This window comes from Aeromonas sp. R7-1 (genome assembly GCF_040908115.1).
GTDB classification, from domain to species: Bacteria; Pseudomonadota; Gammaproteobacteria; order Enterobacterales; family Aeromonadaceae; genus Aeromonas; species Aeromonas caviae.
The window spans coordinates 38,685-62,901 of the sequence record NZ_JBFODD010000065.1 but is presented as its reverse complement, the minus strand read 5'-3'; the positions used below and the strand labels follow the sequence as shown (position 1 = coordinate 62,901).

Sequence of the window (24,217 nt, the reverse complement as noted above, 5' to 3'; positions counted from 1 at the left end):
GACAACGGCCCGCCTCTGCGGGCCGTTGTCATATGCCTGATGGGGCACGCCCGCCTCAGCACCAGCGCCTGACCTGTCGGCAATAGTCGTCATAGGCATCGCCGAATTGTCGCCGCAGCGCCTGCTCCTCAGCCAGGATCTGGAAGCGGGTAAGCCAGCCCCAGAGCAGCAGCGGCCCGAGCCACACTGCCATGCCTCCCAGATAGCACGCCAGCGCCAGGGTCCAGCAGAGCAGCCCCAGGTACATGGGATTGCGGCTGATGCGATAGACGCCCCGAGTCACCAGCACCCGGCTGCTCTCCAGGCGCTGGGGGTGCACGGTGGTGCGCTGCTGCCAGAAATGCAGAAGCGCACCGCCTCCCAGCAGGGCTCCCGCCAGCCACAGCGTGGCGACCAGCACCAGCCACAGGGGCGCAGCCCTCCCCTCGCCCCGCCCCAGCCACATGGCGAGCACGATGACGACGAACAGCAGCAGCGGTGGAATCCGCAACGTCAGCTTCATATTTTCTTCCTGCAACACGTGCCACGATTGACGCCGTTGAGATACACTTCCAGAGTCGGCATCTGGATAAAAAGTGAAATATATCATTAGCATAGCAACATGCTATGACCAGCCCTGCCGCAGCTCGCCTCAGCGATGAGCCCAGCCTCAACTCAAGACAATAAGAAAGGACTTGCCCCATGCACAAGAAAACACTGCTCGCGACCCTGATCTTTGGCCTGCTGGCCGGCCAAGCAGTCGCCGCCCCCTATCTGCCGCTCGCCGACGACCACCGCAACGGTCAGGAACAGACCGCCGCCAACGCCTGGCTGGAAGTGGATCTCGGTGCCTTCGAGCACAACATCCAGACCCTGAAAAATCGCCTCGGTGACAAGGGCCCGCAGATCTGCGCCATCATGAAGGCGGACGCCTACGGTCACGGCATCGACCTGCTGGTCCCTTCCGTGGTCAAGGCAGGCATCCCCTGCATCGGCATCGCCAGCAATGAAGAGGCCCGGGTGGCCCGCGAGAAGGGCTTCGAGGGCCGCCTGATGCGGGTCCGTGCCGCCACCCCGACCGAGGTGGAGCAGGCCCTGCCCTACAAGCTGGAGGAGCTCATCGGCAGCCTGGAGAGCGCCAAGGGGATCGCCGACATCGCCCAGCGCCATCACACCAACATCCCGGTGCACATTGGCCTGAACTCCGCCGGCATGAGCCGCAACGGCATCGACCTGCGTCTGGCGGACTCCAAGGAAGATGCCCTGGCCATGCTCAAGCTCAAGGGGATCACCCCGGTCGGCATCATGACCCACTTCCCGGTGGAGGAGAAAGAGGACGTCAAGCTGGGGCTGGCCCAGTTCAAACTGGACTACCAGTGGCTGATCGACGCGGGCAAGCTGGATCGCAGCAAGCTCACCATCCACGCCGCCAACTCCTTCGCCACCCTGGAAGTGCCGGAAGCCTACTTCGACATGGTGCGCCCGGGCGGCATCATCTACGGCGACACCATCCCCTCCTACACCGAGTACAAGAAGGTGATGGCGTTCAAGACCCAGGTCGCCTCCGTCAACCACTACCCGGCGGGCAACACCGTCGGCTATGACCGCACCTTCACCCTCAAGCGCGACTCCCTGCTGGCCAACCTGCCGATGGGCTACTCCGACGGCTACCGCCGCGCCATGAGCAACAAGGCCTATGTGCTGATCCATGGCCAGAAGGCCCCCGTCGTGGGCAAGACTTCCATGAACACCACCATGGTGGACGTCACCGACATCAAGGGGATCAAACCCGGTGACGAGGTGGTCCTGTTCGGACGCCAGGGTGATGCCGAGGTGAAACAATCCGATCTGGAGGAGTACAACGGTGCCCTCTTGGCGGACATGTACACCGTCTGGGGCTACACCAACCCCAAGAAGATCAAGCGCTAAGCAAATTGCTGACATGAAAAAGGGCTCCCGAGGGAGCCCTTTTTACTGCACCGTTCACGCCGCCTTTTTGCGGGTCATCAGCAGACTCAGCCCCATGGAGGCCAGCAGGATCAGCGCCACCACGCCAAGGGCGATGCCGGTCGGTATCTTGAAGATATCGAGCAGCAACATCTTGACCCCGATGAACATCAGGATCAGCGCCAGGCCGTATTTGAGCAGGGCGAAACGATCGGCCACCCCGGCCAGCAGGAAGTACATGGCGCGCAGCCCCATGATGGCGAAGATGTTGGAGGTGAGCACGATGAAGGGATCCGTGGTCACCGCGAAGATGGCCGGGATACTGTCCACCGCGAAGATGAGGTCGCTCACCTCCACCAGCACCAGGATGAGCAGCAGCGGGGTCGCGTAGCGCACACCGTCACGCCAGACGAAGAACTTCTCCCCCTCCAGCGTCTCGGTCACCTTGAAGCGACGACGCATCCAGCCGAGCAGGGCATTGTTCTCGAGATCCGGCTCCTTGTCGGCTGCCCACAGCATCTTGGCACCGGTCAGCAGCAGGAAGGCCCCGAACAGGTAGAGGATCCAGTGGAACTGCTCGATGAGCCAGCTGCCCGCGAACACCATGCCGGCGCGCATCACGATGGCCCCCAGCACCCCGTAGAGCAGGACCCGGCGCTGCAGCTCCGCCGGGATGGCGAAGTAGCCGAACAGCATCAGCCAGACGAAGACGTTGTCCACCGCCAGTGCCTTTTCGATGAGGTAGCCGGTGAGAAACTCCAGCCCCTTCTGGTTCGCGATCTCGCGCCCGGCACTGTGATCCAGCCAGAGCCAGATGGCCAGGTTGAACAGGAGCGCCACGCTGACCCAGATAAGAGACCAGATGCCCGCCTCTTTCAGGGACACCTTGTGCGCCTTGCCGCCACCGACAAAGCGGATATCAATCCACAACAGGACCAGCACTATGCTGAAGAAACCGGTCCACATCCACCATTCACCCATGTTCACTTCTCCCAAAACGACAAAACCCACGGCCGGGAGGCAGTGGGTTCGCGTTTGGAGCAGATACACCTTGCCTCTCGGCAAGGTCTCACTTACAGCCGACTTGCGTCAACTGCCCGGCTGCCGGGTGCACTGCAGGATATGGGTGCACCGTAATGACGACAAACCGGCGAGAAGTTACTCCCCTTGTGCGGCGGATAGTAGCAGCGACAACCGCTGGCGCCAAGAGGCATCTTATCCCCCATGCAATAAAAAGGGCGCCAGCACGCGCCCTTCTCGATACGGTTCTCCTTAGAACCTGTTTACGAGCTGTCGCGAGAGGTCGTCAACAAGGTAAAGAGCAGCGCATGAGCCTTGATCACGGCCTCGCAGCAAGATCGTTAACAGGTTCTCAGAGCGGGTCCACCTTGAGGCAGGAGACCGCGTGGTCGAAGTTACCCTCGAGCTGGGGCCGGGTCTTGGCGCACTCCGGGCCTGCCACCGGGCAGCGGGTGCGGAACACGCAGCCGGAGGGCGGATTCATGGGGGATGGCAAGTCCCCTTCCAGGATCTGGATGACCTTGCTGCGCTCCAGATCCGGATCCGGGATGGGGACCGCCGACATCAGCGCCTTGGTATAGGGGTGCAGGGGATTGGCGAAGATCTCCTTGCCGGTCCCGAGCTCCACCGCGTTGCCCAGGTACATCACCAGCACCCGATCCGAGATGTGCTTCACCACGGAGAGGTCGTGGGCGATGAAGATGAGGGAGAGACCCATCTCCTTTTGCAGAGATTTGAGCAGGTTCACCACCTGAGCCTGGATGGAGACATCCAGCGCCGAGACCGGCTCGTCACAGATGATCATCTTGGGCTCGAGGATGAGCGCCCGGGCGATGCCGATGCGCTGGCACTGGCCGCCGGAGAACTCATGGGGGTAACGGTTCACCAGGTTCGGCAACAGACCCACCTTGGTCATCATGGCGCGCACCTTCTCCTTCACCTCTTCCCTTGGCAGGGTCGGGTAGAAGGTGATGAGGGGCTCGGCGATGATGTCCCCTATGGTCATGCGGGGGTTCAGGGAGGCCAGCGGGTCCTGGAAGATCATCTGGATCTCCTTGCGCTTCTCCCGCAGGGCGTTCTGCTCGAGCTTGGTCAAGTCCTGCCCAAGCCACACCACCTTGCCGTCGGTGGCCGGTACCAGGCCGATGAGGGCACGGGCGAAGGTGGATTTGCCGCAACCGGACTCCCCCACTACGCCCAGGGTCTCTCCTTCGTAGAGGCGCAGGGTCACCCCGTCCACCGCCTTCAGGGCGGAGGGCTTGGCCCAGGGCCAGGCCTTGTCACTCTTGATATGGAAGTGAACCTTGAGGTCGGACACTTCCAGCAGCAGTTTCTTGTCAGTACCCATTTAGTTCACTCCCTTGATCATGGCATCCGATACCCAGTGGCACGCCCGCTCCCGGCCGTCGTTGAACGGCGTCAGGATCGGCGATTGCTGGCCACAAATCTCGCTCACCCGGTGGCAGCGCTCCTGGAAGGGACAGCCGGTGGGCAAACGCAGCAGGTTGGGCGGATTGCCCGGAATGGTGGGCAGCTCTTCCCCTTCGGTGTCGAGGCGGGGAATGGCGCGCAGCAAGCCTTCGGTATAGGGGTGGCTCGGGCGATAGAAGATATCGTTGACCCGGCCGTACTCCATGGTCCGGCCTGCGTACATCACCAGCACCTTGTCGCAGATGCCGGCCACGACGCCAAGATCGTGGGTGATCATGATGATGGCGGTGTTGAACTCGCGCTTGAGCTCGTTCATCAGGGTCATGATCTGGGCCTGTACCGTCACGTCCAGCGCCGTGGTCGGCTCGTCGGCGATGAGCAGCTGCGGCCGGCACAGGAGCGCCATGGCGATCATCACCCGCTGGCGCATGCCGCCGGAGAACTCGTGGGGGTACATGTTCATCCGCTTGCGCGACTCGGGGATCTTCACCGCGTCCAGCATGCGCACAGACTCCTCGAAAGCAGCGGCCTTGGTCATCCCCTTGTGCAGCATCAGCACTTCCATCAGCTGATCCTTCACCTTCATGTAGGGGTTCAGGGAGGTCATGGGGTCCTGGAAGATCATGGCGATCTTCTCGGAGCGGATCTTGTTGAGCTTGTGCTCCGGCAGATTCAGGATCTCGTCCCCCTGAAATTTGGCCGAGCCGGTGATGACACCGTTCTTCGCGAGCAGCCCCATGATGGCAAAGGCCGTCTGGGACTTGCCTGAGCCCGATTCCCCGACGATCCCCAGGGTTTCGCCGGCAGAAAGAGAAAAGTTGAGGTCGTTGACGGCCACCACATTGCCGTCCGGGGTCTTGAACTCGACCCGCAGATCTTTCACATCCAGTAATTTCATCTCAGTACTCCTTATCGCGCTGTCGTGATGGGGGCCTGCCCGTGGTGAACGCGGTGCGTTCCCTGAACGGGTCTGATGGCCCCTTGGCGTCTTGCCGGTCCCTGGGTATCAGCGATCCTTGGGATCCAGGGCATCACGCAGACCATCCCCGAGGAAGTTGAAGCAGAACAGGGTCACCACCATGAAACCGGCGGGGAACAGGAGTTGCCAGATGGCCACTTCCATCGACTTGGAGCCTTCATCCAGCAGGGCGCCCCAGCTGGTCATGGGCTCTTGCACGCCCAGACCCAGGAAGCTCAGGAAGGATTCGAACATGATCATCCCCGGCACCAGCAGGGTGGCGTAAACCGCCACTATGCCGAGCACGTTGGGCACGATATGACGGGTGATGATCTTCCACTTGGAGACGCCGCAGACGTGGGCCGCCTCGATGAACTCCTTGCTCTTGAGACTCAGGGTCTGGCCGCGCACGATCCGCGCCATGTCGAGCCAGCTCACCGCGCCGATGGCGAGGAAGATGAGGGCCAGATTGCGACCGAAGAAGGTCACCAGCATGATCACGAAGAACATGAAGGGGAAGGCGTTGAGGATCTCAAGCACGCGCATCATCAGGCTGTCGACGCGACCGCCGATGAAGCCGGACGCGGCCCCGTAGAGGGTGCCGATGATGACGGCCACCAGGGCCCCCATGATGCCGACCATCAGGGAGATGCGTCCGCCGAGCAGGGTACGCACGAACAGGTCGCGCCCCAGGCTGTCGGTGCCGAACCAGTGGCCGGTCTCCATGTCCGGGGCACTCTGCATGGCCCCCCAGTCCGGGTCATCGAACGTGTACTGGGACAGGTGGGGCCCCACGATCACCGCCAGACCGATGATGGTCAGGATGATGAGGCTGGTCAGGGCCGCCTTGTTGCGCAGGAAACGGCGACGGGCATCCTTCCACAGGGAGCGTCCTTCCACCACTTCCACTTTCTGGGCGAACGCCTCGACGGCTTCGCGCTTTTCAGTTGTGACTACCATGATGCACTCCCGGCTTAGTAACGGATCTTGGGATCGATGACGGCATAGAGAATATCGACCACGGCGTTAAAGGTGATGGTGAGGGCGCCGACCAGAATGGTCAGACCGAGCACCATGGAGTAATCACGGTTGAGGGCACCGTTGACGAACAGCTGGCCAATCCCCGGCAGGCCGAAGATGGTCTCGATGACCACGGAGCCGGTGATGATGCCCACGAAGGCCGGTCCCAGGTAGGAGACCACCGGCAGCATGGCCGGGCGCAGCGCGTGCTTGAGGATGATGTGGCGCAGGGGCAGCCCCTTGGCGCGGGCGGTACGGATGAAGTTGGAGTTCATGGTCTCGATCATGCTGCCGCGCATGATGCGGGAGATGGCCGAGATGTAGTACATCATCATGCCGAACACCGGCAGTACCATGAACTGGGCGCCGCCCCCCTGCCAGCCCCCCGCCGGGAACCAGCCCAGATAGATACTGAAGAAGAGCACCAGCAGCGGTGCCAGCACGAAGCCGGGTATCACCACCCCGGCCATGGCCGACGACATCAACAGGTAGTCGATGAGGGTGTTCTGTTTCAGGGCCGCAATGGTGCCGAAGGTGACCCCCAGGGTCACTGCCAGCAGGAAGGCGACCGAGCCTATCTTGGCGGAGACAGGCAGGGCCTGGCTCACCAGATCATTGACGGTGAAGTCCTTGTATTTGAAGGAGGGCCCCAGATCCCCCTGGACCAGGTTGCCGAGGTAAGTGAGGTATTGCATGCCGATGGGCTTGTCCAGGCCATATTTGGCTTCGATGTTGGCCAGGACTTCCGGCGGCAGGGCGCGTTCGCTGGTGAAGGGGTTGCCCGGGGCGAAGCGCATCATGAAGAAGGAGACGGTGATCAAGACCAGCAGAGTCGGGATCGCTTCCAGTAGACGTTTAAGGATGAATTTCAACATAGACATTTCCTGTCCTGTACTGCTTCCAAAGGGTCGCGGTTGTAATAAAGGCCCGCCGTCTGGCGGGCCCTGCTTGTTATGCGACTTGTTTCTTTACTCAGTGAGCAACGATGTACATGTCTTTGCTGTAAATGTTGTCCAGCGGGTTGGCCGGGTAGCCGCCCACGTAGGGCTTGACCATGCGGGAGGTCACGTACTGATAGATGGGGGCGATCGGCATGTCCTTGGCCAGGATCTCTTCGGCCTGGACATAGAGCTTGTTGCGCGCCTCGGCATCCACCTGGTTGCGGGACTCGCTCATCAGCTTGTCGAACGTCGGGTTGGAGTATTTGCCGTCGTTGTTGCCGTGAGTGGTCTGCATCAGATCCAGCATGGAGGAGGCTTCGTTGTAGTCGGCAATCCAGCCACGACGGGCCACATCAAACTGACCTTGCTTGAGCGTCTCCAGATAGGTCTTCCACTCCTGGTTCACCAGGCTCACCTGCACGCCGAGCTTCTTCCACATGGAGGCGACGGCCACGGCCACCTTCTTGTGGTTGTCGTCGGTGTTGTAGAGCAGCTCGAACTTGAGCGGGTTGCCCGGGCCGTAACCGGCTTCGGTCAGCAGCTCTTTCGCCTTGGCATCGCGCTCTGCCTGGGTCAGCTTGGACCAGGATGGTGCCACCGGCTTGAAGCCGTCCACGAAGTCGGGCACCAGGGCATAACCCGGGGTCTCACCCTTGCCCATCACCTTGTCGGCGATCACGTCGCGATCGATGGCGTAGGTGAGTGCAGTACGCACCCGCACGTCGTCATAAGGTTTGCGCTTGGTGTTGAAGGTGTAGTAGTAGGTGCCCACATAGCCGCTCACCTTCACTTCGTCCGGCAGCTCTTTCTTCATCTGCTTGAAGCGTTCGATGGGCATGTTGTAGGTCAGATCCACTTCGCCAGCCAGATAGCGGTTCAGCTCGGCGTTGGTGGACTGGATCGGCAGGTAGGTCACCTTGTTGATGACGGTCTTGCCGTTGTTCCAGTAGTTGGGGTTGCGCTCGACGTCGACGCGCTCGTTGACCACCCAGTCCTTCAGCACGTAGGCGCCGTTGGATACCATGTTGCCGGGCTGGGTCCACTTGTCACCGAACTTCTCGATCACCTTCTTCGGGACCGGATAGGTGGTGGTGTGGGAGAGCATGCTGACGAAGTAAGGCACCGCCTTCTCCAGCTGCACCTCGAAGGTGTGATCGTCCACCGCCTTCACGCCCAGGGTGTCGGACGGCTTCTTGCCCGCGATGATGTCAGTGGCGTTGACGATGGTCGGGATCTCCATGTACCAGGAGTAAGGAGAGGCCGTCTTGGGATCCACCGCGCGCTGGAAGGCAAAGACGAAGTCATGCGCGGTGACGGGATCCCCGTTGGACCACTTGGCATCCTTGCGCAGGTGGAACACGTAATGTTTGTTGTCCTTGGTTTCCCAGGACTCGGCGACGCCGGGCAGGGTCTCACCCTTGGGGCCAGAGGTGACCAGCCCCTCGAACAGGTCGCGCAGGATATTGGATTCTACCGTTCCCTCGGTCTTGTGCGGATCCAGGGTGGCGGGTTCGGAACCATTGCCCTTCACCAGGGTTTGCTCGGGAGCAAGCTTGGTACCGGCGGGGACATCGGCGGCGTGAGCCAGGGTGGCGCCACCGAAAAGTGCAGTCAATAAAAGGGTATTAATAATTGTTTTTCTATGAGTCATTTCCATACTCCAACAAGAACATTCCATGCATTTGTTATCCACGAGACAAACACCTCGCTGCCCGCATAATTCCCTGACAATTCTGATAATGCAATAGATATCATCAGGAACAGGCCGCTTTCATGGTCAAAAAAACAACTTAAAACCATTTATTCAGCATTTAAATATCCCGAGGCGGTCGTTTTTCGTACAAGGCCGCTCGATTCTAGGAAATGACCAACAAAAAAGAAACAATAAAAAGCCGGTCACAAGGACCGGCTCCGACAAAAACGGACCTGGCTCACACCAGACCGGGGAAGACTCCCTTGATGCCCGCCACGATGATCTCGATGCCAAGGGACATCATGATGAGACCCATGATACGGGTCACCACGTTGATGCCGGTGTTGCCCATCAGCTTGAACAGCAGGGGAGCAGCCCGGAAGATGAGCCAGGAGCAGCAGGCAAACGCCACCACCACCACGAACATGCCGGCCATCTGGGGCAGGGTCTTCTGGCTGGCATAGACGATGGAAGAGGAGATGGCACCGGGTCCGGCCATCAGCGGCAGTGCCAGGGGCACCACGGCAATGGATTCACGCGCAGCCAGTTCACCCTTCTCCTGCTTGTTGTGCTTCACCTCCCCCAGCTTGCCCTGCAGCATCGACCAGGCGATCAGGGTGATGAGCGAGCCACCGGCAATGCGAAACGACGCCAGGGAGATGCCGAAACTGTCGAGGATGAGCTGTCCCATGCACATGGAGACCATCAGGATGATCATCACGGCAATGTGGGCGGTGGTGTTGGTCTTGCGTCGCTCCTCCGGCGACATGTGGCCCGTCAGGCTCACAAAGACCGGCAACAGACCCAGCGGGTTGATGATCGCGAACAGGCCGACGAAAAATTTCAGGTATAAAGAGAAGTCTATTGCTGCCATAGGCGCCATCCAGAACCAATACGAGCCACAAGGGGCCAGCCCCCAAACTGCGCGTAAATTTACACCATGGCTTTTCCCTTCTCCAATCAAATAATCTCACCCTTACCGGGGCTTTTTAGTTAGTTCCGCTAATGTATCGACATAATTCAACATATCGGGTTGTTAAGGGAGAGAGGCCACCATTAACATCGCCGGGTGCCATCGCAGCGCGTTATATCAACCCTCAGCCAAGAAACGATATTTTCGGCAAATGGCACCCTTGCTTCTCACCACGCCTGCTTGCCGCCCCCACCCACTCCTGTGACCCCGATTTTTGGCCTTTCTCACCCTGGTACGGCGCCAGTGGGGTCGGCTCTGAAGAGGTGACGCGCTCCCTGCCACCGCCAGATGTGCTGTTTCGCCAGGGCGACTGGATGAAAACAACAACCCCTTTCTCAACATAAATGAAACGTCAGGGGAGTGAACGTTCTGCCACCATCACGGCGATACCGCCTCCCCCCATCCCGGTCAAGGCGAGAATTCATCAGATCCCCTTCCCTGAGCAGATATTCCAAGGGCGCGTGACAGCAGCTCATGATGCCAAGAAAGGATGACACACTCCCGTAACATAGTGGTGCGATAAGGGGTGAAACAAAATTTCTTTTGTTCTTTTGTTACATATGATCCAGATCAATCTTTTCTGACACATCCCGACCCTATAATCGAGCCAGAAAACAGTTTACTAAGGCATGTAAATACCCCGTTATGGTGATTCTCGCCTTGACAAGGTGGCTATAATTGCCGGGCATTGCCAAGGTCTTACTAAACAGTTTTCAAATCATCAGGAGATAAACATGGCAGTAACCAATTTGGCTGAACTGGATGCACTGGTTGCCCGCGTCAAAGAAGCACAGCGTCAATTCGCCAGCTTCTCGCAAGAGCAGGTAGACAAGGTCTTCCGTGCCGCCGCCCTGGCCGCCAGCAACGCCCGTATCCCCCTGGCCCAGATGGCCGTGGCTGAATCCGGTATGGGTATCATCGAAGACAAGGTTATCAAGAACCACTTCGCCTCCGAATACATCTACAACGCCTATAAAGATGAAAAGACCTGCGGCATCCTGAGCCAGGACGACGAGATGGGCACCATCACCATCGCCGAGCCGGTAGGCATCATCTGCGGTATCGTACCGACCACCAACCCGACTTCCACTGCGATCTTCAAGGCCCTCATCTCCCTGAAGACCCGCAACGCCATCATCTTCTCCCCGCATCCCCGCGCCAAGAACTCCACCAATACCGCTGCCAAGCTGGTACTGGATGCTGCCGTGGCTGCCGGTGCGCCGAAAGACATCATCGGCTGGATTGATCAACCCTCCGTCGAACTCTCCAACGCCCTGATGCGTCACGACGACATCAACCTGATCCTGGCCACCGGTGGCCCGGGCATGGTGAAGGCCGCCTACTCCTCCGGCAAACCCGCCATCGGCGTGGGTGCGGGCAACGTGCCCATCGTCATCGACGAAACCGCCGACGTGAAGCGTGCCGTCGCCTCCATCCTGATGTCCAAGACCTTCGACAACGGCGTGGTCTGTGCCTCCGAGCAGGCTGTTATCGTAGTCGACTCCATCTACAACCAGGTCAAGGAGCGTTTCGCGACCCACGCCGGCTACATCCTCTCCAAGGACGAAGCGGACAAGGTGCGTAAAGTGCTGCTGATCAACGGCGCCCTGAACGCCGACATCGTGGGCCAACCTGCTACCAAGATCGCCGCCATGGCCGGTGTGACCGTGCCTGCCACCACCAAGATCCTCATCGGTGAAGGTCTGGAACTCTGCGCAGAAGACGAGTTCGCTCACGAAAAACTCTCCCCGACCCTGGGTATGTTCCGTGCCAAGAACTTCGAAGAAGCCGTCGAAATGGCCTGCGACATGGTCAACATCGGTGGTATCGGCCACACCTCCGGTCTCTATACCGACCAGGATCGCAATGCCGACCGCATCAAGTACTTCGGCGACAAGATGAAGACCGCCCGTATCCTCATCAACACCCCCTCCACCCAGGGTGGTATCGGTGACCTGTACAACTTCGCGCTGGCCCCGTCCCTGACCCTGGGTTGCGGCTCCTGGAGTGGTAACTCCATCTCCGAGAACGTCGGTCCCAAGCACTTGATCAACAAGAAGACAGTCGCAAAACGGGCAGAAAATATGCTGTGGCACAAACTTCCGAAATCCATCTACTTCCGTCGTGGTTCCCTGCCGATCGCCTTGGGCGACCTGGAAGGCAAGAAGCGCGCCATGGTGGTGACCGACCGCTTCCTGTTCAACAACGGCTATGCCGATGAAGTGGTTCGCCTGCTCAAGAAGCTGAACATGGAAGTGGAGATCTTCTACGAAGTGGAAGCCGACCCCACCCTGTCCGTGGTCCGCAAGGGCGCCGAGATGGCCAACTCCTTCAAGCCGGACGTGATCGTCGCCCTGGGTGGTGGTTCACCCATGGATGCCGCCAAGATCATGTGGGTCATGTACGAGCACCCGGACACCGCGTTCGAAGACCTGGCCATGCGCTTCATGGACATCCGCAAGCGTATCTACAAGTTCCCGAAAATGGGCGTGAAGGCCGAACTGGTCTGTATCACCACCACATCCGGTACCGGTTCTGAAGTGACCCCGTTTGCGGTCGTGACCGACGACGCCACCGGCATGAAGTACCCGCTGGCCGACTACGAGCTGACCCCGAACATGGCCATCGTGGATGCCAACCTGGTGATGGGCATGCCCAAATCCCTGTGTGCCTTCGGTGGTATCGACGCAGTGACCCACGCCATGGAAGCCTATGTCTCCGTGCTGGCCAACGAATACTCCGACGGTCAGGCGCTGCAAGCCCTGAAACTGCTGAAGGACTACCTGCCCTCCAGCTACATCAACGGCGCCAACGACCCGGTTGCCCGCGAGAAGGTGCACAACGCCGCCACCATCGCCGGTATCGCGTTTGCCAACGCCTTCCTGGGTGTGTGCCACTCCATGGCCCACAAACTGGGTGCGGAGTTCCACATCCCCCACGGTCTGGCCAACGCCCTGCTGATCAGCAACGTCATCCGTTACAACGCGAACGACAACCCGACCAAGCAGACCGCGTTCTCCCAGTACGACCGTCCGCAGGCTCGCCGTCGCTACGCCGAAGTGGCTGACCACCTGGGCCTGACCGCTGCCGGTGACCGTACCGCCGCCAAGATCGAGAAGCTGCTGACCTGGCTGGACGAGCTGAAGGCCACCCTGGGGATCCCGGCCTCCATCCGCGAAGCCGGTGTGAACGAAGCGGACTTCCTGGCCAAGGTAGACCAGCTGGCCCTGGAAGCCTTCGATGACCAGTGCACCGGCGCCAACCCGCGCTACCCGCTGATCACCGAGCTGAAAGCCATCCTGATGGACACCTACTACGGCCGTCCCTTCATCGAGGAAGCCCCTGCTGCCGCCCCGGTTGCAGCCAAGGTCGACACCAAGGTGGACAACAAGAAAAAATCCAAGGCCTGATAAACGCCACGGATGACAAGAGCCCGCGCACATGCGCGGGCTTTTTTGTTTGTCTATCTGTTTAATTTTGCTAGCTTGTTGATAGGCAAATTCGACAGAAGAGCTAGTCCATGGCGCTGATACAGGCCTCCATCGAGCAGTTGAGAGTCGGCCACTACATCCATCTTCCCACGGGATGGACGAGCCACCCTTTCATGTTCAACGCCTTCAAAATCAAGGACCAGCAGCAGCTCGACATCATCCGCCACCTCGACCTGACCCTGCTGATGGTGGATCCCGACAAGAGCGATCTGCCGGTCGAGCCCCTGCTGCGGGCCGAACCCGTTCCCTCTCTTGAGATGAGCGACACCGGGGATACCGCCCCCTCTTCTGAGGGCCCCACCTTCGACGAAAAGGCGTTCAGGCGCTCCCTTCGCATCGCGGACAAGGCGTTCGGTCAATCCCTGTCAGATCTTCGCGACGCCCTTGGCGCCCTCAACCTCAAACCGGACGAAGGCCTGGCCAATACTGCGCAGATAGTGCGCAGCACCGCCGCCCGTCTGGCAGAACACCAGGGGCCGCTCGGTCTGCACCTCATCCGCAGCCAGAACACGGATACCCTGCTGCAACACAGCCTGAGCGTGGCCTTCATCGCCATGCTGATGGCACGGGAGCTTGGCATGAATCCCGTCGAGATCGAGGAGACCGGTCTGGCGGGCCTGATCCACGACATCGGCGAGCTCAGGATCCCGAGCCAGATCATCCAGAAGCGGGGGGAGCTCAGCAAGGCGGAGCAGAATTTCCTCAACATGCACCCCCAGTACGGACTGGAGATGCTCAACCAGTTGCAGGCTTTCGAACCCAGGATCCGTGAGGTCGCCTACCTGCATCACGAACGCCTCGATGGCAGCGGTTTTCCCCTCGGGATCAAGGGCGACAAGATCCCCCCCCTCGCCCGCCTCATCGGGCTGGTGGATCACTATGACGAGCTGCTTCATCCGCGCAGCGGCCTCAACCCGCCGGGGCCCAGCCAGGTGATCGGCCAGCTCTACAAGCTCTCCCAGAAGAAGTTCGAGCAAACCCAGGTCAGGTTGCTGATAAAGGTGCTGGGGGTCTATCCACCGGGTTCCCTGGTGCGCCTGGATGACGATGCCCTGGCCCTGGTGCTCTCCACCGAGCCCAGCATGCCCCTCAGACCCAAGGTGCTGCCCTACCTCAAGGGGCAGCGACCGGAAGGGGTGACCATGATCGATCTGCGGGAAGATGCGCGAAGCATCGTCGCCACCCTCAGACAGGAAGAGCTGGACGACGCGCAACGCGCCTTTTTCGGTCTGGGTCGGCGGGTCTGTTACTATTTCGCCTTCTGAGTTATCCCCAGAAGCTGGGGATAACTCATTGGACAAACCTGAATAATTGCTCAGGTCCCCTCGAAATCGTCCACCATTGGAGCTGGATAAAAAACGCCCAGCCGATGGCCGGGCGGAGCATGCCACCTCCGTGTGGCGTATCCGGTGGATACCTTCATGCTCGTATCAGCAATATCAAGCGGGCGCAGGTTACACAAATATCAATTTAACATGCTGATTTTATATGGTTTTATTTTTCCATTCTGGCAAACTGCCGCAGCGTTCAGCCCGCAGCCCGCATCAAGACGGGCTCAGGCTCATCCTGCGTCATGACAACGCCCGGCTCCGGCGTGGTGTTTGAGGAAGCTTTTTTATGCAACTAGTCCTCTCTCTGCTCCAGCAGATGAGCGTCAGCCTGGTCATCGCCTACCTTTTTTCCAAAAGCCCCCTGTTGCGTCCCCTGGCCAACTACTCCGTCAGGCTGCCCCACAAGGTGCTCATCTATGTCATCTTCTCCTGCTTTTGCATACTGGGAACCTATGTGGGCCTCGACATCGATGACGCCATCGCCAACACCCGGGCGGTCGGTGCCGTACTGGGGGGACTGCTGGGTGGTCCTCTGGTTGGATTCCTGGTGGGGCTGACCGGCGGCCTGCACCGCTATACCCTGGGGGGGTTCACCGATCTCGCCTGCGCCATCTCCACCACCTGCGAAGGCTTGCTGGGGGGGCTGGTGCACTGGCGGCTGATGCGGGCAGGCAGGGTCAATGACCTCTTTGCCCCCAGGGTCGCCTTCTTTACCACCTTCGTGGCCGAGATCATGCAGATGGTGATCATCCTGCTGGTCGCCACCCCCTTCGACAAGTCCCTGCTGCTGGTGCGCACCATCGCCACCCCCATGATCCTCGCCAACTCCTGCGGGGCGGCGCTCTTCATCAGCATGATCCGCGACCAGCAGCGGATGTACGAAAAGTTCTCCCGGGTCTTCTCCGCCAAGGCGCTCACCATCGCCAACCGCACCGTCGGCATCATGAGCCAGGGGTTCACTCCGGAGGCCAGCGGCAAGATAGCCCATATCGTTCAGGAAGAGACCGGCGTCGGCGCCGTCGCCATCACGGACACCGACAAGATCCTCGCCTTCATCGGCACCGGAGAAGATCACCACAAGCCGGGTACCCCCATCACCTCGGCGATCACCCTGCAAGCCATCGCCCAGAACAAGGTGCTGTTCGCCGATGGCAACAGCCAGCCCTATCGTTGCAGCATCTCCCCCCAGTGCCAGCTCGGCTCCGTGCTGGTGATCCCCCTGCAGGGTGACGAGGGGGTGATCGGCACCATCAAGCTCTATGAGCCCAAGAAGCGGCTCTTCCTCAAGATCAATCACACCCTGGGAGAAGGGATCGCCAACCTGTTGTCCCAGCAGCTGCTGGCAGGCCGCCTGGAGCAGCAGCAGCGCCTGCTGGTGCAATCCGAGCTCAAGCTGGTGCAGGCACAGATAAACCCCCACTTCCTGTTCAACACCCTCAACACCATCAGCGCCATTACCCGCCGCGATCCGGGACGGGCACGGGGGCTGCTGCTGCACCTCTCCCGTTTCTTTCGCAACAACCTCAAGCGCCAGAGCGGCCTGACCACGCTGCAGGAGGAGCAGGAGCACAGCCTCTCCTACCTGGAGATAGAGCAGGCCCGCTTTGGCGAGCGGCTCACCGTCATCAACGAGATCCCGCCCCACCTTGCCGAGGTGCAACTGCCGAGCTTCACCCTGCAGCCCCTCATCGAGAATGCCATCAAGCACGGCATCTGCTCCCTGCTGGGAGAGGGGCGACTTCGCCTCTTCGCGAGGGAGACCCCCGAGGTGATCACCCTTTGCGTCGAAGACAATGCCGGGGCCTGGCAACCATCCGGCCAGGGGGATGGTCTGGGGATGAGCCTGGTGGACAAGCGCCTCAAGAGCGCCTTTGGCGAGCGCTATGGCATTGACGTCCAGTGGGAGCCAGAGCAATGGACCCGGGTCTCCCTGACGCTCCCACGACAACCCCGCACCACCGCCAAGGAGATGACATGATCCGCACCCTGATCGTCGATGACGAGCCCTATGCCCGCGAGGAGCTGGCAGAGCTGCTGGCCAGCGATCCCGACATCGAGATCCTGGGCATGGCGGGCAACGCCATCGAGGCGCTCGGCCTCATCCAGCAACTCAAGCCGGATGTGGTGTTTCTCGATATCCAGATGCCCAAGCTCAGCGGCATGGAGCTGGTGGCCATGCTCGATCCCCTGCCCCGTATCGTCTTTGTCACCGCCTTTGACGAGTACGCCATCCAGGCGTTCGAGGAGAACGCCTTCGATTACCTGCTCAAGCCGGTGGAGCCGGCGCGCCTCGCCAAGACCCTGGCGCGGCTCAGGCAGGACATCACCCCGCAACCGGTCGGGACCCTGGCCCCGACCATCCACCATATCCCCGGATACCTGCACAACCGGGTACGGCTGCTCCCAACCTCCCAGGTGGAGTACGCCTTCTCCGATCTCGGCGGTGTCCATGTCGCCTGCCAGGGCGAGCTGTTTCACACCCAGCTCACCCTCAAGTCCCTCGAGGAGAAGACCCCGCTGCTGCGCTGCCACCGCCAGTATCTGGTGGCCCCGGCCGCCATCTTCGAAATCCGGCTGCTGGAGAATCAGCTGGCGGAGATCGTGACACCGAGCGGTGCCCGGGTACCGGTCAGCCGCCGCTACCTCAAGGAGCTCAAAGACGAGCTGGGACTGGAATAAAGCGGGGCGCGATGTGCGCCGGATCACAGCGGACAACCGCTCGGGTCGCCATGTCGCCGCTCACCCCCTTTCACCTGCCGTTAACAGAAGTCCCCCCCTACACTGGCTGCGCACACCAAAAATAACAAAGCAGGAGCGTAGCAATGATCTGGTTCTTCCTCTGTGTCGGCTTGTTGATAGCCGGCTACTTCGTATACGGCAAATTCATCGAACGGATATTCGGGCCCAAACCCGAGTTGAAGACCCCCGCCATCACCATGGCGGACGGGGTGGACTATGTCCCCATGTCGGACAAGAAGGTCTACCTGGTTCAACTGCTCAACATCGCAGGCGTCGGCCCCATCTTCGGCCCCATCCTGGGTGCCCTCTATGGTCCGGTCGCCATGCTCTGGATCGTCTTTGGCTGCATCTTCGCCGGTGCGGTCCACGACTACTTCTCCGGCATGCTGTCGGTACGCGCCAGAGGCGCCTCGGTGCCGACCGTGGTCGGTGAGCACCTGGGCACCGCCGCCAAGCACTTCATGAACCTCTTTGCCGTGGTGCTCCTGATGCTGGTGGGCGTGGTCTTCGTCCTGAGCCCGGCGGGCCTGCTCGCCAACCTCACCTCCACCGATCTGGTCTACTGGATTGCGGCCATCTTCGCCTACTACATCCTCGCGACCATCGTCCCCATCGACAAGATCATCGGTCGCTTCTACCCCATCTTCGGCGCGCTGCTGGTCTTCATGTCCGTCGGCCTCATCATCGGCCTCATCGTCTCCGGCAAGGGCTTCTACAACACCGGGATGGACTTCTCCAACCTGCACCCGACGGACCTGCCGCTCTGGCCGCTGCTGTTCATCACCATCGCCTGTGGTGCCGTCTCCGGTTTCCACGCCACCCAGTCCCCGCTGATGGCGCGCTGCATGCAGAACGAGAGCTCCGGTCGCTTCATCTTCTACGGGGCCATGATAGGGGAAGGCATCATCGCCCTCATCTGGTGCACCCTGGGTCTCTCCTTCTACGACAGCACCGAGGCACTCAACGCCACCCTGGCCAGCGGCGGCCCCTCTGCCGTGGTGCACGAAGTCTCCACCAGCCTGCTCGGTACCGTGGGCGGCATCCTGGCGATCCTCGGCGTGGTGATCCTGCCCATCACCTCCGGTGACACCGCGTTTCGCAGCGCCCGCCTCATCGTGGCGGACTTCCTGAACCTGACCCAGAAGCCCATGGCCAAGCGTCTGCTCATCGCCATCCCCATGTTCATCCTTGGCTTCATCATCTCCAAGGCCGAGTTCGGGGTGATCTGGCGCTACTTCGGTTGGGCCAACCAGACCACCGCCGTCATCATGCTGTGGGCTGCGGCCGCCTACCTCATCAAGGAAGGCAAGCTGCACTGGGTATGCACCATTCCCGCCATCTTCATGACCGCAGTGGTCATCACCTACCTGGCCAACGCCCCAATCGGTTTCGGCCTCGAGATGAATGTCTCCACCATCATCGGTCTGGTGAGCACCGCCCTCATCACCCTCGCCTTCCTGGTGAAATTCAGGCCCTCCCAACTGAGAGAGGCCAAGGAGAGCTGAGGCGTCAGCTTCTCTTCATGACAAGAGGCCCGGCATTGCTGCCGGGCCTCTGCTTTTTGTGGTCACTCCCTGGCGGGGGGCTCGGCGGGATCGGGCGCCCGGGCCGGCGCCTGATACCACTGCTCCCTGGCCACCAGCACAGCCTGCTCCGGCTGGGCAATGAAGTTGGGGGACATGATCTGCACCCCGAACTCGTTGAAGACATCCTGAATATGGCCATGGAGCTCCGTCTTGACCACTGCAGGGAGTTCGCTTGCCTTCATTCTTACCTGCAACTCGTACTCCACATACCAATCCTGCAGATTCAACTGCCGCACCAAGGGAGCTTCATCCTGATTGAGCCGGGTGCAACGCCGCGCGGCCAGCTCCAGCATGGCATGTACCTGACGCCAGGGGGTGTCATAACCGATGGTCACCTTGGTCAGCAGGGCCACCCCCTTCTCGCCCGCCAGCCGTGTCAGGTTCACCACCTTGCCCCCCACCACCACTGCATTGGGCAGCGTGACCTCGTGATCCTGGCGCGTCACCAGCTTGGTCGAGAGGGCGTTGAGCTCGCTCACCATCCCCTCCACCTCGCCGATCTGCACCAGATCCCCTGGCCGCAGTGCGCGGGAGTAAATGAGCACCAGGCCGCTCATGGCATGGTTCATGATACCGGCCGATCCCAGTGTCACCATCAGACCGAAGAAGACGCTGATCCCCTTGAAGGCATCGGAATCCGCCCCCGGCAGATAGGGGTAGGCCACCGTCAGGGCAAACAGCCAGATCACCACTGACAGCAGTCGCCGGGTGGCGCCTATGGTCTCGGCGTGCAAACCCTGCACCCGAAACTGGCCACGCTCGATGCGGTCGAAGAGGATGGCCAGCATCTTGATGAAGAAACGGGTGATGACCACGATAAGCAGCACGGTTACCAGACCGGGCATGGCGGCAATCATGCCTTCCAGCATGTCGCCACACAGGGCAAACAGGGATTCCCCAAGCCGATCGCTCCAGGCCCGAGTCTGGGGGAACAGGCCGAGCACATAGGTCAGCCAGCCATAGGTGAGCATGAAGATGAGCAGCAGCGTGATGAGGCCGAGCATGCGGACCTCGACATTCCCGGTGACCTGGCGCCAGGAGTGGGGGACCAGCCCCTTCTGCAGCAACAGGCGGTTGGCCAGCCACTTTCTGACTCGCCGATGCCCCCGCTGCAACAGCCAGATGAGGCCGAAGAAGATCAGGCTGACCACCACCGCCAAGCCGACGGCCTTGACCAGATAGGGGGTCGAGTGCAGCTCGAGATACTTGATGCGCACGCCGTCGAGCCGATGCAGGACGCGTTCGGCCGCCTGATCCAGGGTCAGCTCGTCGAATTCATCCAGGTCCCCTTCCAGCAACACCAGAATGCGCTTGCCATTGACCAGAAACTCCCGGCTCTCCTGGCCGTGTCGGCTGCCTTTCGTCACGGCCACAGGCGTCATGAGGTCGCTTGGCTCCATCCGCTGAACTCGCTCATGGGCCAGCCGTACCCTGGCCGCCCCATCCAGGTTGCCATATTTAGCCGTCAGCATGACGATGGGTTCATGAAGCAGGACCAGGGTCTGCGCCCGCTCCTGCTCATTGGGCTCCATTCTGGGTTCGGCAGTCCAGCCGAGGCGGGACCACAACAGGCAGATCAGCAACAGGCCAAGCCGCCATCCTTTGCCACTGCACCATTCGTTCATCAGGTTCACCTCTCACCTTGCCCGGGCATCCATTGCTGTTTGATTTTATCTAACCAAATCAATTTTGTGTGTTAAATGAGCAATCGATGAACCATGCCTGTACCGCCACACCAACTCTCCGATTGCAGACTTGCACCGACGGCATATGCTGTCATTATTGCCGAAGCCTCGACTCGACAATCGAAGCATTGTTAGCGACTCAGACGGGAGAAATCGATGGTACTTGACTACATTGCCCTGGGGATCCTGGTGTTTGTCGTCTTGGTCATGTTCTATGGCATTATCGTCATTCACGATATTCCATATGAAATTGCCAAGCACCGTAATCACCCCCACCAGGACGCCATTCACGTGGCAGGCTGGGTCAGCCTGTTCACCCTGCACGTGCTCTGGCCCTTCCTCTGGATCTGGGCCACGATTTATCGCCCCGATCGCGGCTGGGGCTTCTCGCAACGCCTACAACATGACGAAACCGAGATCAGCGCACTCAAAGAGGAGCTGGCCGCACTGCAGGCTCGCATGACCACGCTCGAACAGACCGACAAATAGGTAACGCCCCATGGACCTGCTACTTATTCTCACCTATACGGCCCTCTGCATAGGTATTTTCAAGATTTTCAAGATCCCGCTCAACAAGTGGACCGTGCCGACCGCCGTGCTGGGTGGCGTCATCATCATCGGCACACTCATCATGCTGATGAACTACAACCACCCCTATTCCGAGCTGGCTCGCAACTATTATGTCTCCACCCCGGTCGTGCCCCTGGTCAAGGGACGAGTCACCGACGTCCCGGTCAAGCCCAACCAGCCAGTCAAGAAAGGGGATGTGCTGTTTCGCATCGACGCTGAGCCCTTCCAGGAGAAGGTCGCCAGCCTGACGGCGCGCCTCGCCTCCAACACCGATTTTCTGAAGGCTCTGGACGCCCGCCTGCGATCCGCCAGCCTGGACAGGGATCGCGCCCAGGAGCTGATGCGACGGGGCATCGGCAAACAGCGCGACCTCGACGTCACCCAGGCCAACGTGGATGACATCGTCGCCCAGATAGATCAGCAGAAAGCGACCCTCAATGACCTGAGTGCCCAGCTCAACATCGCCAAGTACGATCTGGAGCAGACCGTGGTCTACGCCCCGAGTGACGGTCATGTCGTGCAACTGGCATTGCGCCCGGGCATGATTGCCGCCCCCTTCATGTTCCGCCCCGTGATGACTTTCATTCATGAAGATGCCAATGCCTATGTCGGCTGGTTCTGGCAGAACAGCATGCAGCGGCTCAAAGCGGGTGACGAGGCCGAAGTCGTGCTCGACGGCATCCCGGGTCGCATCTTCAAGGCCAAGGTGCAGTCCGTTATCCCGGCCATGGCTCCGGGCAACATCCAGGCACAGGCGGGTCTTATCGATCAGACTTCGGCCCAGGTACCGGGTCGCCTGCCCATCGTGCTCGAGATCACCGATCCCGAGTGGGCAAACTACCAGGTGATCGCGGGCTCCAGCGGTCAGGCCGCCATCTATACCGAGCACTTCCACCACGTGGCCATCATGCGCAAGATCCTGATGCGCATGGGTAGCTGGCTCAACTACCTGTTCCCCTTCCACTGAGGTCCCTGACCTGCACGGGCCGGCATCTTGCCGGCCCGCTTCCTGTCAGCACGCCCCCCTCGCTGCATTTTCCCCGCAAGATCCCTATAATGGCGCCACCTTGCGCCACAACCGTTCCCCATGTTCGTTCTCAGACCCTATCAAACCGACGCGGTCAACGCCGTCATCAACCACTTTCGCAAACACCCGGATCCCGCCGTGGTGGTGCTGCCCACCGGGGCCGGCAAGAGCCTGGTGATCGCCGAACTGGCCCGCAAGGCGCGCGGCCGGGTGCTGGTGCTGGCCCACGTCAAGGAGCTGGTGGAGCAGAACCACGCCAAGTACGAGGCGTGGGGGCTCAAGGCCGACATCTTCGCCGCCGGGCTGGATCGCAAGGAGGCGAGCGCCCAGGTGGTGTTTGGCTCGGTGCAGTCGGTGGCACGCAATCTGGATGCCTTCGACGGGGCTTTTTCGCTGCTCATCATCGACGAGTGCCACCGGGTCTCGCTCGATGACGACAGCCAATACCACCAGGTGCTCGAGCATCTCAAGGCCGCCAACCCTGCCCTCAAGATCCTCGGGCTCACCGCCACCCCCTATCGGCTGGGGCTGGGCTGGATCTACCGGCGCCACTACCACGGCATGGTCAAGAGCCACGGCGAGCGGCTCTTTGGTGACTGCGTATTCGAACTGCCCCTGCGCTTTATGGTGAAAAACGGCTACCTGACCCCGCCGCGCCTGGTGGACGCCCCCATCGTCCACTACGACTTCAGCAAGCTGGTACCGCGGGAGAACGGCCTGTTCAGCGAGGCGCAGCTCAACGGCGAGATCAGGCGACAGGAGCGGGTCACCCCCCATATCCTGAGCCAGGTGCTGGAGTATGCGGCCGATCGGCAGGGGGTGATGATCTTCGCCGCCACCGTCGAGCATGCCCGGGAAATTCATGGCCTGCTCGGTGCCAGAGGCCAGCAGGCCGCCCTCGTCACCGGCGAGACGCCGGGACCGGAGCGCGACGCTCTAATCAGTGCCTTCAAGGCGCGCGAGCTCAAGTTTCTGGTCAACGTGGCGGTGCTCACCACCGGTTTTGATGCCCCCCACGTCGACCTTATCGTGATGCTGCGTCCCACCGAGTCGGTGTCGCTCTACCAGCAGATTGTGGGACGGGGCCTGCGCCTCTCACCCGGCAAGAGCGATTGCCTGGTGCTCGACTACGCAGGCAACAACTTCAACCTGTTTGCCCCCGAGGTGGGGGAGCCCAGGCCCCACGCCGGCACCGAGCCGGTTCAGGTGCCCTGCCCCGCCTGCGGCTTTGCCAACACCTTCTGGGGCAAGACCGACGAGGATGGCAAGGTGATCGAGCACTACGGCCGCCGCTGTCAGGGACTGTTTGAAGATGACGAGGGCAACCGCGAGGAGTGCGACTACCGCTTTCGCGCCAAGATCTGCCCCGGATGCGGCGCTGAAAACGACATCGCCGCCCGCCGCTGCCAACGCTGTGACCAGCTGCTGGTGGACCCTGACGACAAGCTCAAGGAGGCCCTCAATCTCAAGGACTGCATGGTGATCCGCTGCGCCGGTTTGACCCTGAGCCCTGGGCGCGGCAAGCAGGGGGAGCGGCTGGAGGTGACCTACCACGACGAGGATGGCCTGACCCTGACGGAGTACTTCCCCTTTCACTCCCGGGGTGCACAGCGCTTGTTTCAACAACGCTTTGTGCGTCATCATTGGCCCGCCCCGGGTCTGGAGCCCGAATTCACTACCCTGGCGAGCGTGATGCTCGCGGCAGACCAGTTCCGTCACCCGGATTTCGTCATCGCCCGCAAGTCGGGACGCTTCTGGCAGGTGAAGGAAAAAATATTCGATTACGAGGGGCGTTACCGGACTGCCAACGCCCCGGCCTGACCCCA

General features: G+C 60.7%; 18 protein-coding genes. 9 read left to right on the top strand and 9 right to left on the bottom strand.

Annotated elements, in window-relative coordinates; genetic code table 11:
* Positions 1-55: 55 nt before the first annotated feature.
* Positions 56-502, bottom strand: a complete 447-nt coding sequence (locus AB5Y51_RS20910; protein WP_010674336.1) for an isoprenylcysteine carboxylmethyltransferase family protein — start codon at positions 500-502, stop codon at positions 56-58.
* A 179-nt stretch (positions 503-681) separates the two neighbouring features.
* On the opposite strand from AB5Y51_RS20910, the gene alr reads away from it, so the two are divergent.
* A complete protein-coding gene (gene alr, locus AB5Y51_RS20905) occupies positions 682-1,908 on the top strand; it encodes an alanine racemase (RefSeq protein ID WP_368179139.1) in 1,227 nt (408 codons plus the stop codon).
* A gap of 54 nt (positions 1,909-1,962) precedes the next feature.
* Here alr and AB5Y51_RS20900 read toward each other — a convergent pair whose 3' ends face one another.
* The 7 genes from AB5Y51_RS20900 to AB5Y51_RS20870 all read right to left on the bottom strand — a co-directional run bounded on the left by AB5Y51_RS20900 (position 1,963) and on the right by AB5Y51_RS20870 (position 9,863).
* Positions 1,963-2,907: a TerC family protein gene (locus AB5Y51_RS20900; protein WP_029314355.1), complete on the bottom strand. Its 945-nt coding sequence runs from the start codon at positions 2,905-2,907 to the stop codon at positions 1,963-1,965.
* A 391-nt stretch (positions 2,908-3,298) separates the two neighbouring features.
* On the bottom strand, positions 3,299-4,294 hold the full coding sequence (gene oppF / locus AB5Y51_RS20895) for a murein tripeptide/oligopeptide ABC transporter ATP binding protein OppF (RefSeq protein WP_010674333.1): 996 nt from the start codon (positions 4,292-4,294) through the stop codon (positions 3,299-3,301).
* Positions 4,295-5,275 (bottom strand): ABC transporter ATP-binding protein, encoded by a 981-nt coding sequence (locus AB5Y51_RS20890; RefSeq protein ID WP_039038983.1) that lies wholly within the window; start codon positions 5,273-5,275, stop codon positions 4,295-4,297.
* Positions 5,276-5,383: 108 nt separating this feature from the next.
* Complete coding sequence (gene oppC, locus AB5Y51_RS20885) at positions 5,384-6,295, bottom strand: oligopeptide ABC transporter permease OppC (protein WP_010674331.1); 912 nt, start codon at positions 6,293-6,295, stop codon at positions 5,384-5,386.
* Positions 6,296-6,309: 14 nt separating this feature from the next.
* Complete coding sequence (gene oppB / locus AB5Y51_RS20880) at positions 6,310-7,230, bottom strand: oligopeptide ABC transporter permease OppB (RefSeq protein WP_010674330.1); 921 nt, start codon at positions 7,228-7,230, stop codon at positions 6,310-6,312.
* A 97-nt stretch (positions 7,231-7,327) separates the two neighbouring features.
* A complete protein-coding gene (locus AB5Y51_RS20875) occupies positions 7,328-8,947 on the bottom strand; it encodes an ABC transporter substrate-binding protein (protein WP_039038984.1) in 1,620 nt (539 codons plus the stop codon).
* 280 nt (positions 8,948-9,227) lie between these two features.
* Complete coding sequence (locus AB5Y51_RS20870) at positions 9,228-9,863, bottom strand: YchE family NAAT transporter (RefSeq protein WP_010674328.1); 636 nt, start codon at positions 9,861-9,863, stop codon at positions 9,228-9,230.
* An 833-nt stretch (positions 9,864-10,696) separates the two neighbouring features.
* Here AB5Y51_RS20870 and adhE point away from each other — a divergent pair.
* From adhE to AB5Y51_RS20845, 5 genes are all read left to right on the top strand, one after another.
* Positions 10,697-13,372 (top strand): bifunctional acetaldehyde-CoA/alcohol dehydrogenase, encoded by a 2,676-nt coding sequence (adhE, locus tag AB5Y51_RS20865; RefSeq protein WP_041215422.1) that lies wholly within the window; start codon positions 10,697-10,699, stop codon positions 13,370-13,372.
* Between the two features lie 110 nt (positions 13,373-13,482).
* Positions 13,483-14,718 carry an HD-GYP domain-containing protein gene (locus AB5Y51_RS20860; RefSeq protein WP_139736549.1) on the top strand — a complete coding sequence of 412 codons (1,236 nt, stop codon included), beginning with the start codon at positions 13,483-13,485 and terminating at the stop codon, positions 14,716-14,718.
* 352 nt (positions 14,719-15,070) lie between these two features.
* Positions 15,071-16,762 carry a LytS/YhcK type 5TM receptor domain-containing protein gene (locus AB5Y51_RS20855; protein ID WP_368179136.1) on the top strand — a complete coding sequence of 564 codons (1,692 nt, stop codon included), beginning with the start codon at positions 15,071-15,073 and terminating at the stop codon, positions 16,760-16,762.
* Entirely contained in the window at positions 16,759-17,463 is a 705-nt protein-coding gene (gene btsR / locus AB5Y51_RS20850) for a two-component system response regulator BtsR (RefSeq protein ID WP_041215425.1), read from the top strand. The genes AB5Y51_RS20855 and btsR overlap by 4 nt, the downstream gene beginning before the upstream one ends.
* A gap of 143 nt (positions 17,464-17,606) precedes the next feature.
* Positions 17,607-19,028, top strand: coding sequence for a carbon starvation protein A (locus AB5Y51_RS20845; protein WP_039038989.1), 1,422 nt, complete (start codon positions 17,607-17,609; stop codon positions 19,026-19,028).
* A 62-nt stretch (positions 19,029-19,090) separates the two neighbouring features.
* Here the strand turns inward: AB5Y51_RS20845 and AB5Y51_RS20840 are convergent, their stop codons facing one another.
* A complete protein-coding gene (locus AB5Y51_RS20840; protein WP_368179134.1) occupies positions 19,091-20,734 on the bottom strand; it encodes a mechanosensitive ion channel family protein in 1,644 nt (547 codons plus the stop codon).
* A gap of 216 nt (positions 20,735-20,950) precedes the next feature.
* Between AB5Y51_RS20840 and AB5Y51_RS20835 the strand changes: the two genes are divergently transcribed.
* The 3 genes from AB5Y51_RS20835 to AB5Y51_RS20825 all read left to right on the top strand — a co-directional run bounded on the left by AB5Y51_RS20835 (position 20,951) and on the right by AB5Y51_RS20825 (position 24,212).
* A complete protein-coding gene (locus AB5Y51_RS20835) occupies positions 20,951-21,283 on the top strand; it encodes a DUF3302 domain-containing protein (RefSeq protein WP_039038991.1) in 333 nt (110 codons plus the stop codon).
* Positions 21,284-21,293: 10 nt separating this feature from the next.
* Positions 21,294-22,331: an HlyD family secretion protein gene (locus AB5Y51_RS20830; RefSeq protein WP_039038992.1), complete on the top strand. Its 1,038-nt coding sequence runs from the start codon at positions 21,294-21,296 to the stop codon at positions 22,329-22,331.
* Between the two features lie 120 nt (positions 22,332-22,451).
* Complete coding sequence (locus tag AB5Y51_RS20825) at positions 22,452-24,212, top strand: DEAD/DEAH box helicase (protein ID WP_368179132.1); 1,761 nt, start codon at positions 22,452-22,454, stop codon at positions 24,210-24,212.
* Positions 24,213-24,217 lie beyond the last annotated feature (5 nt).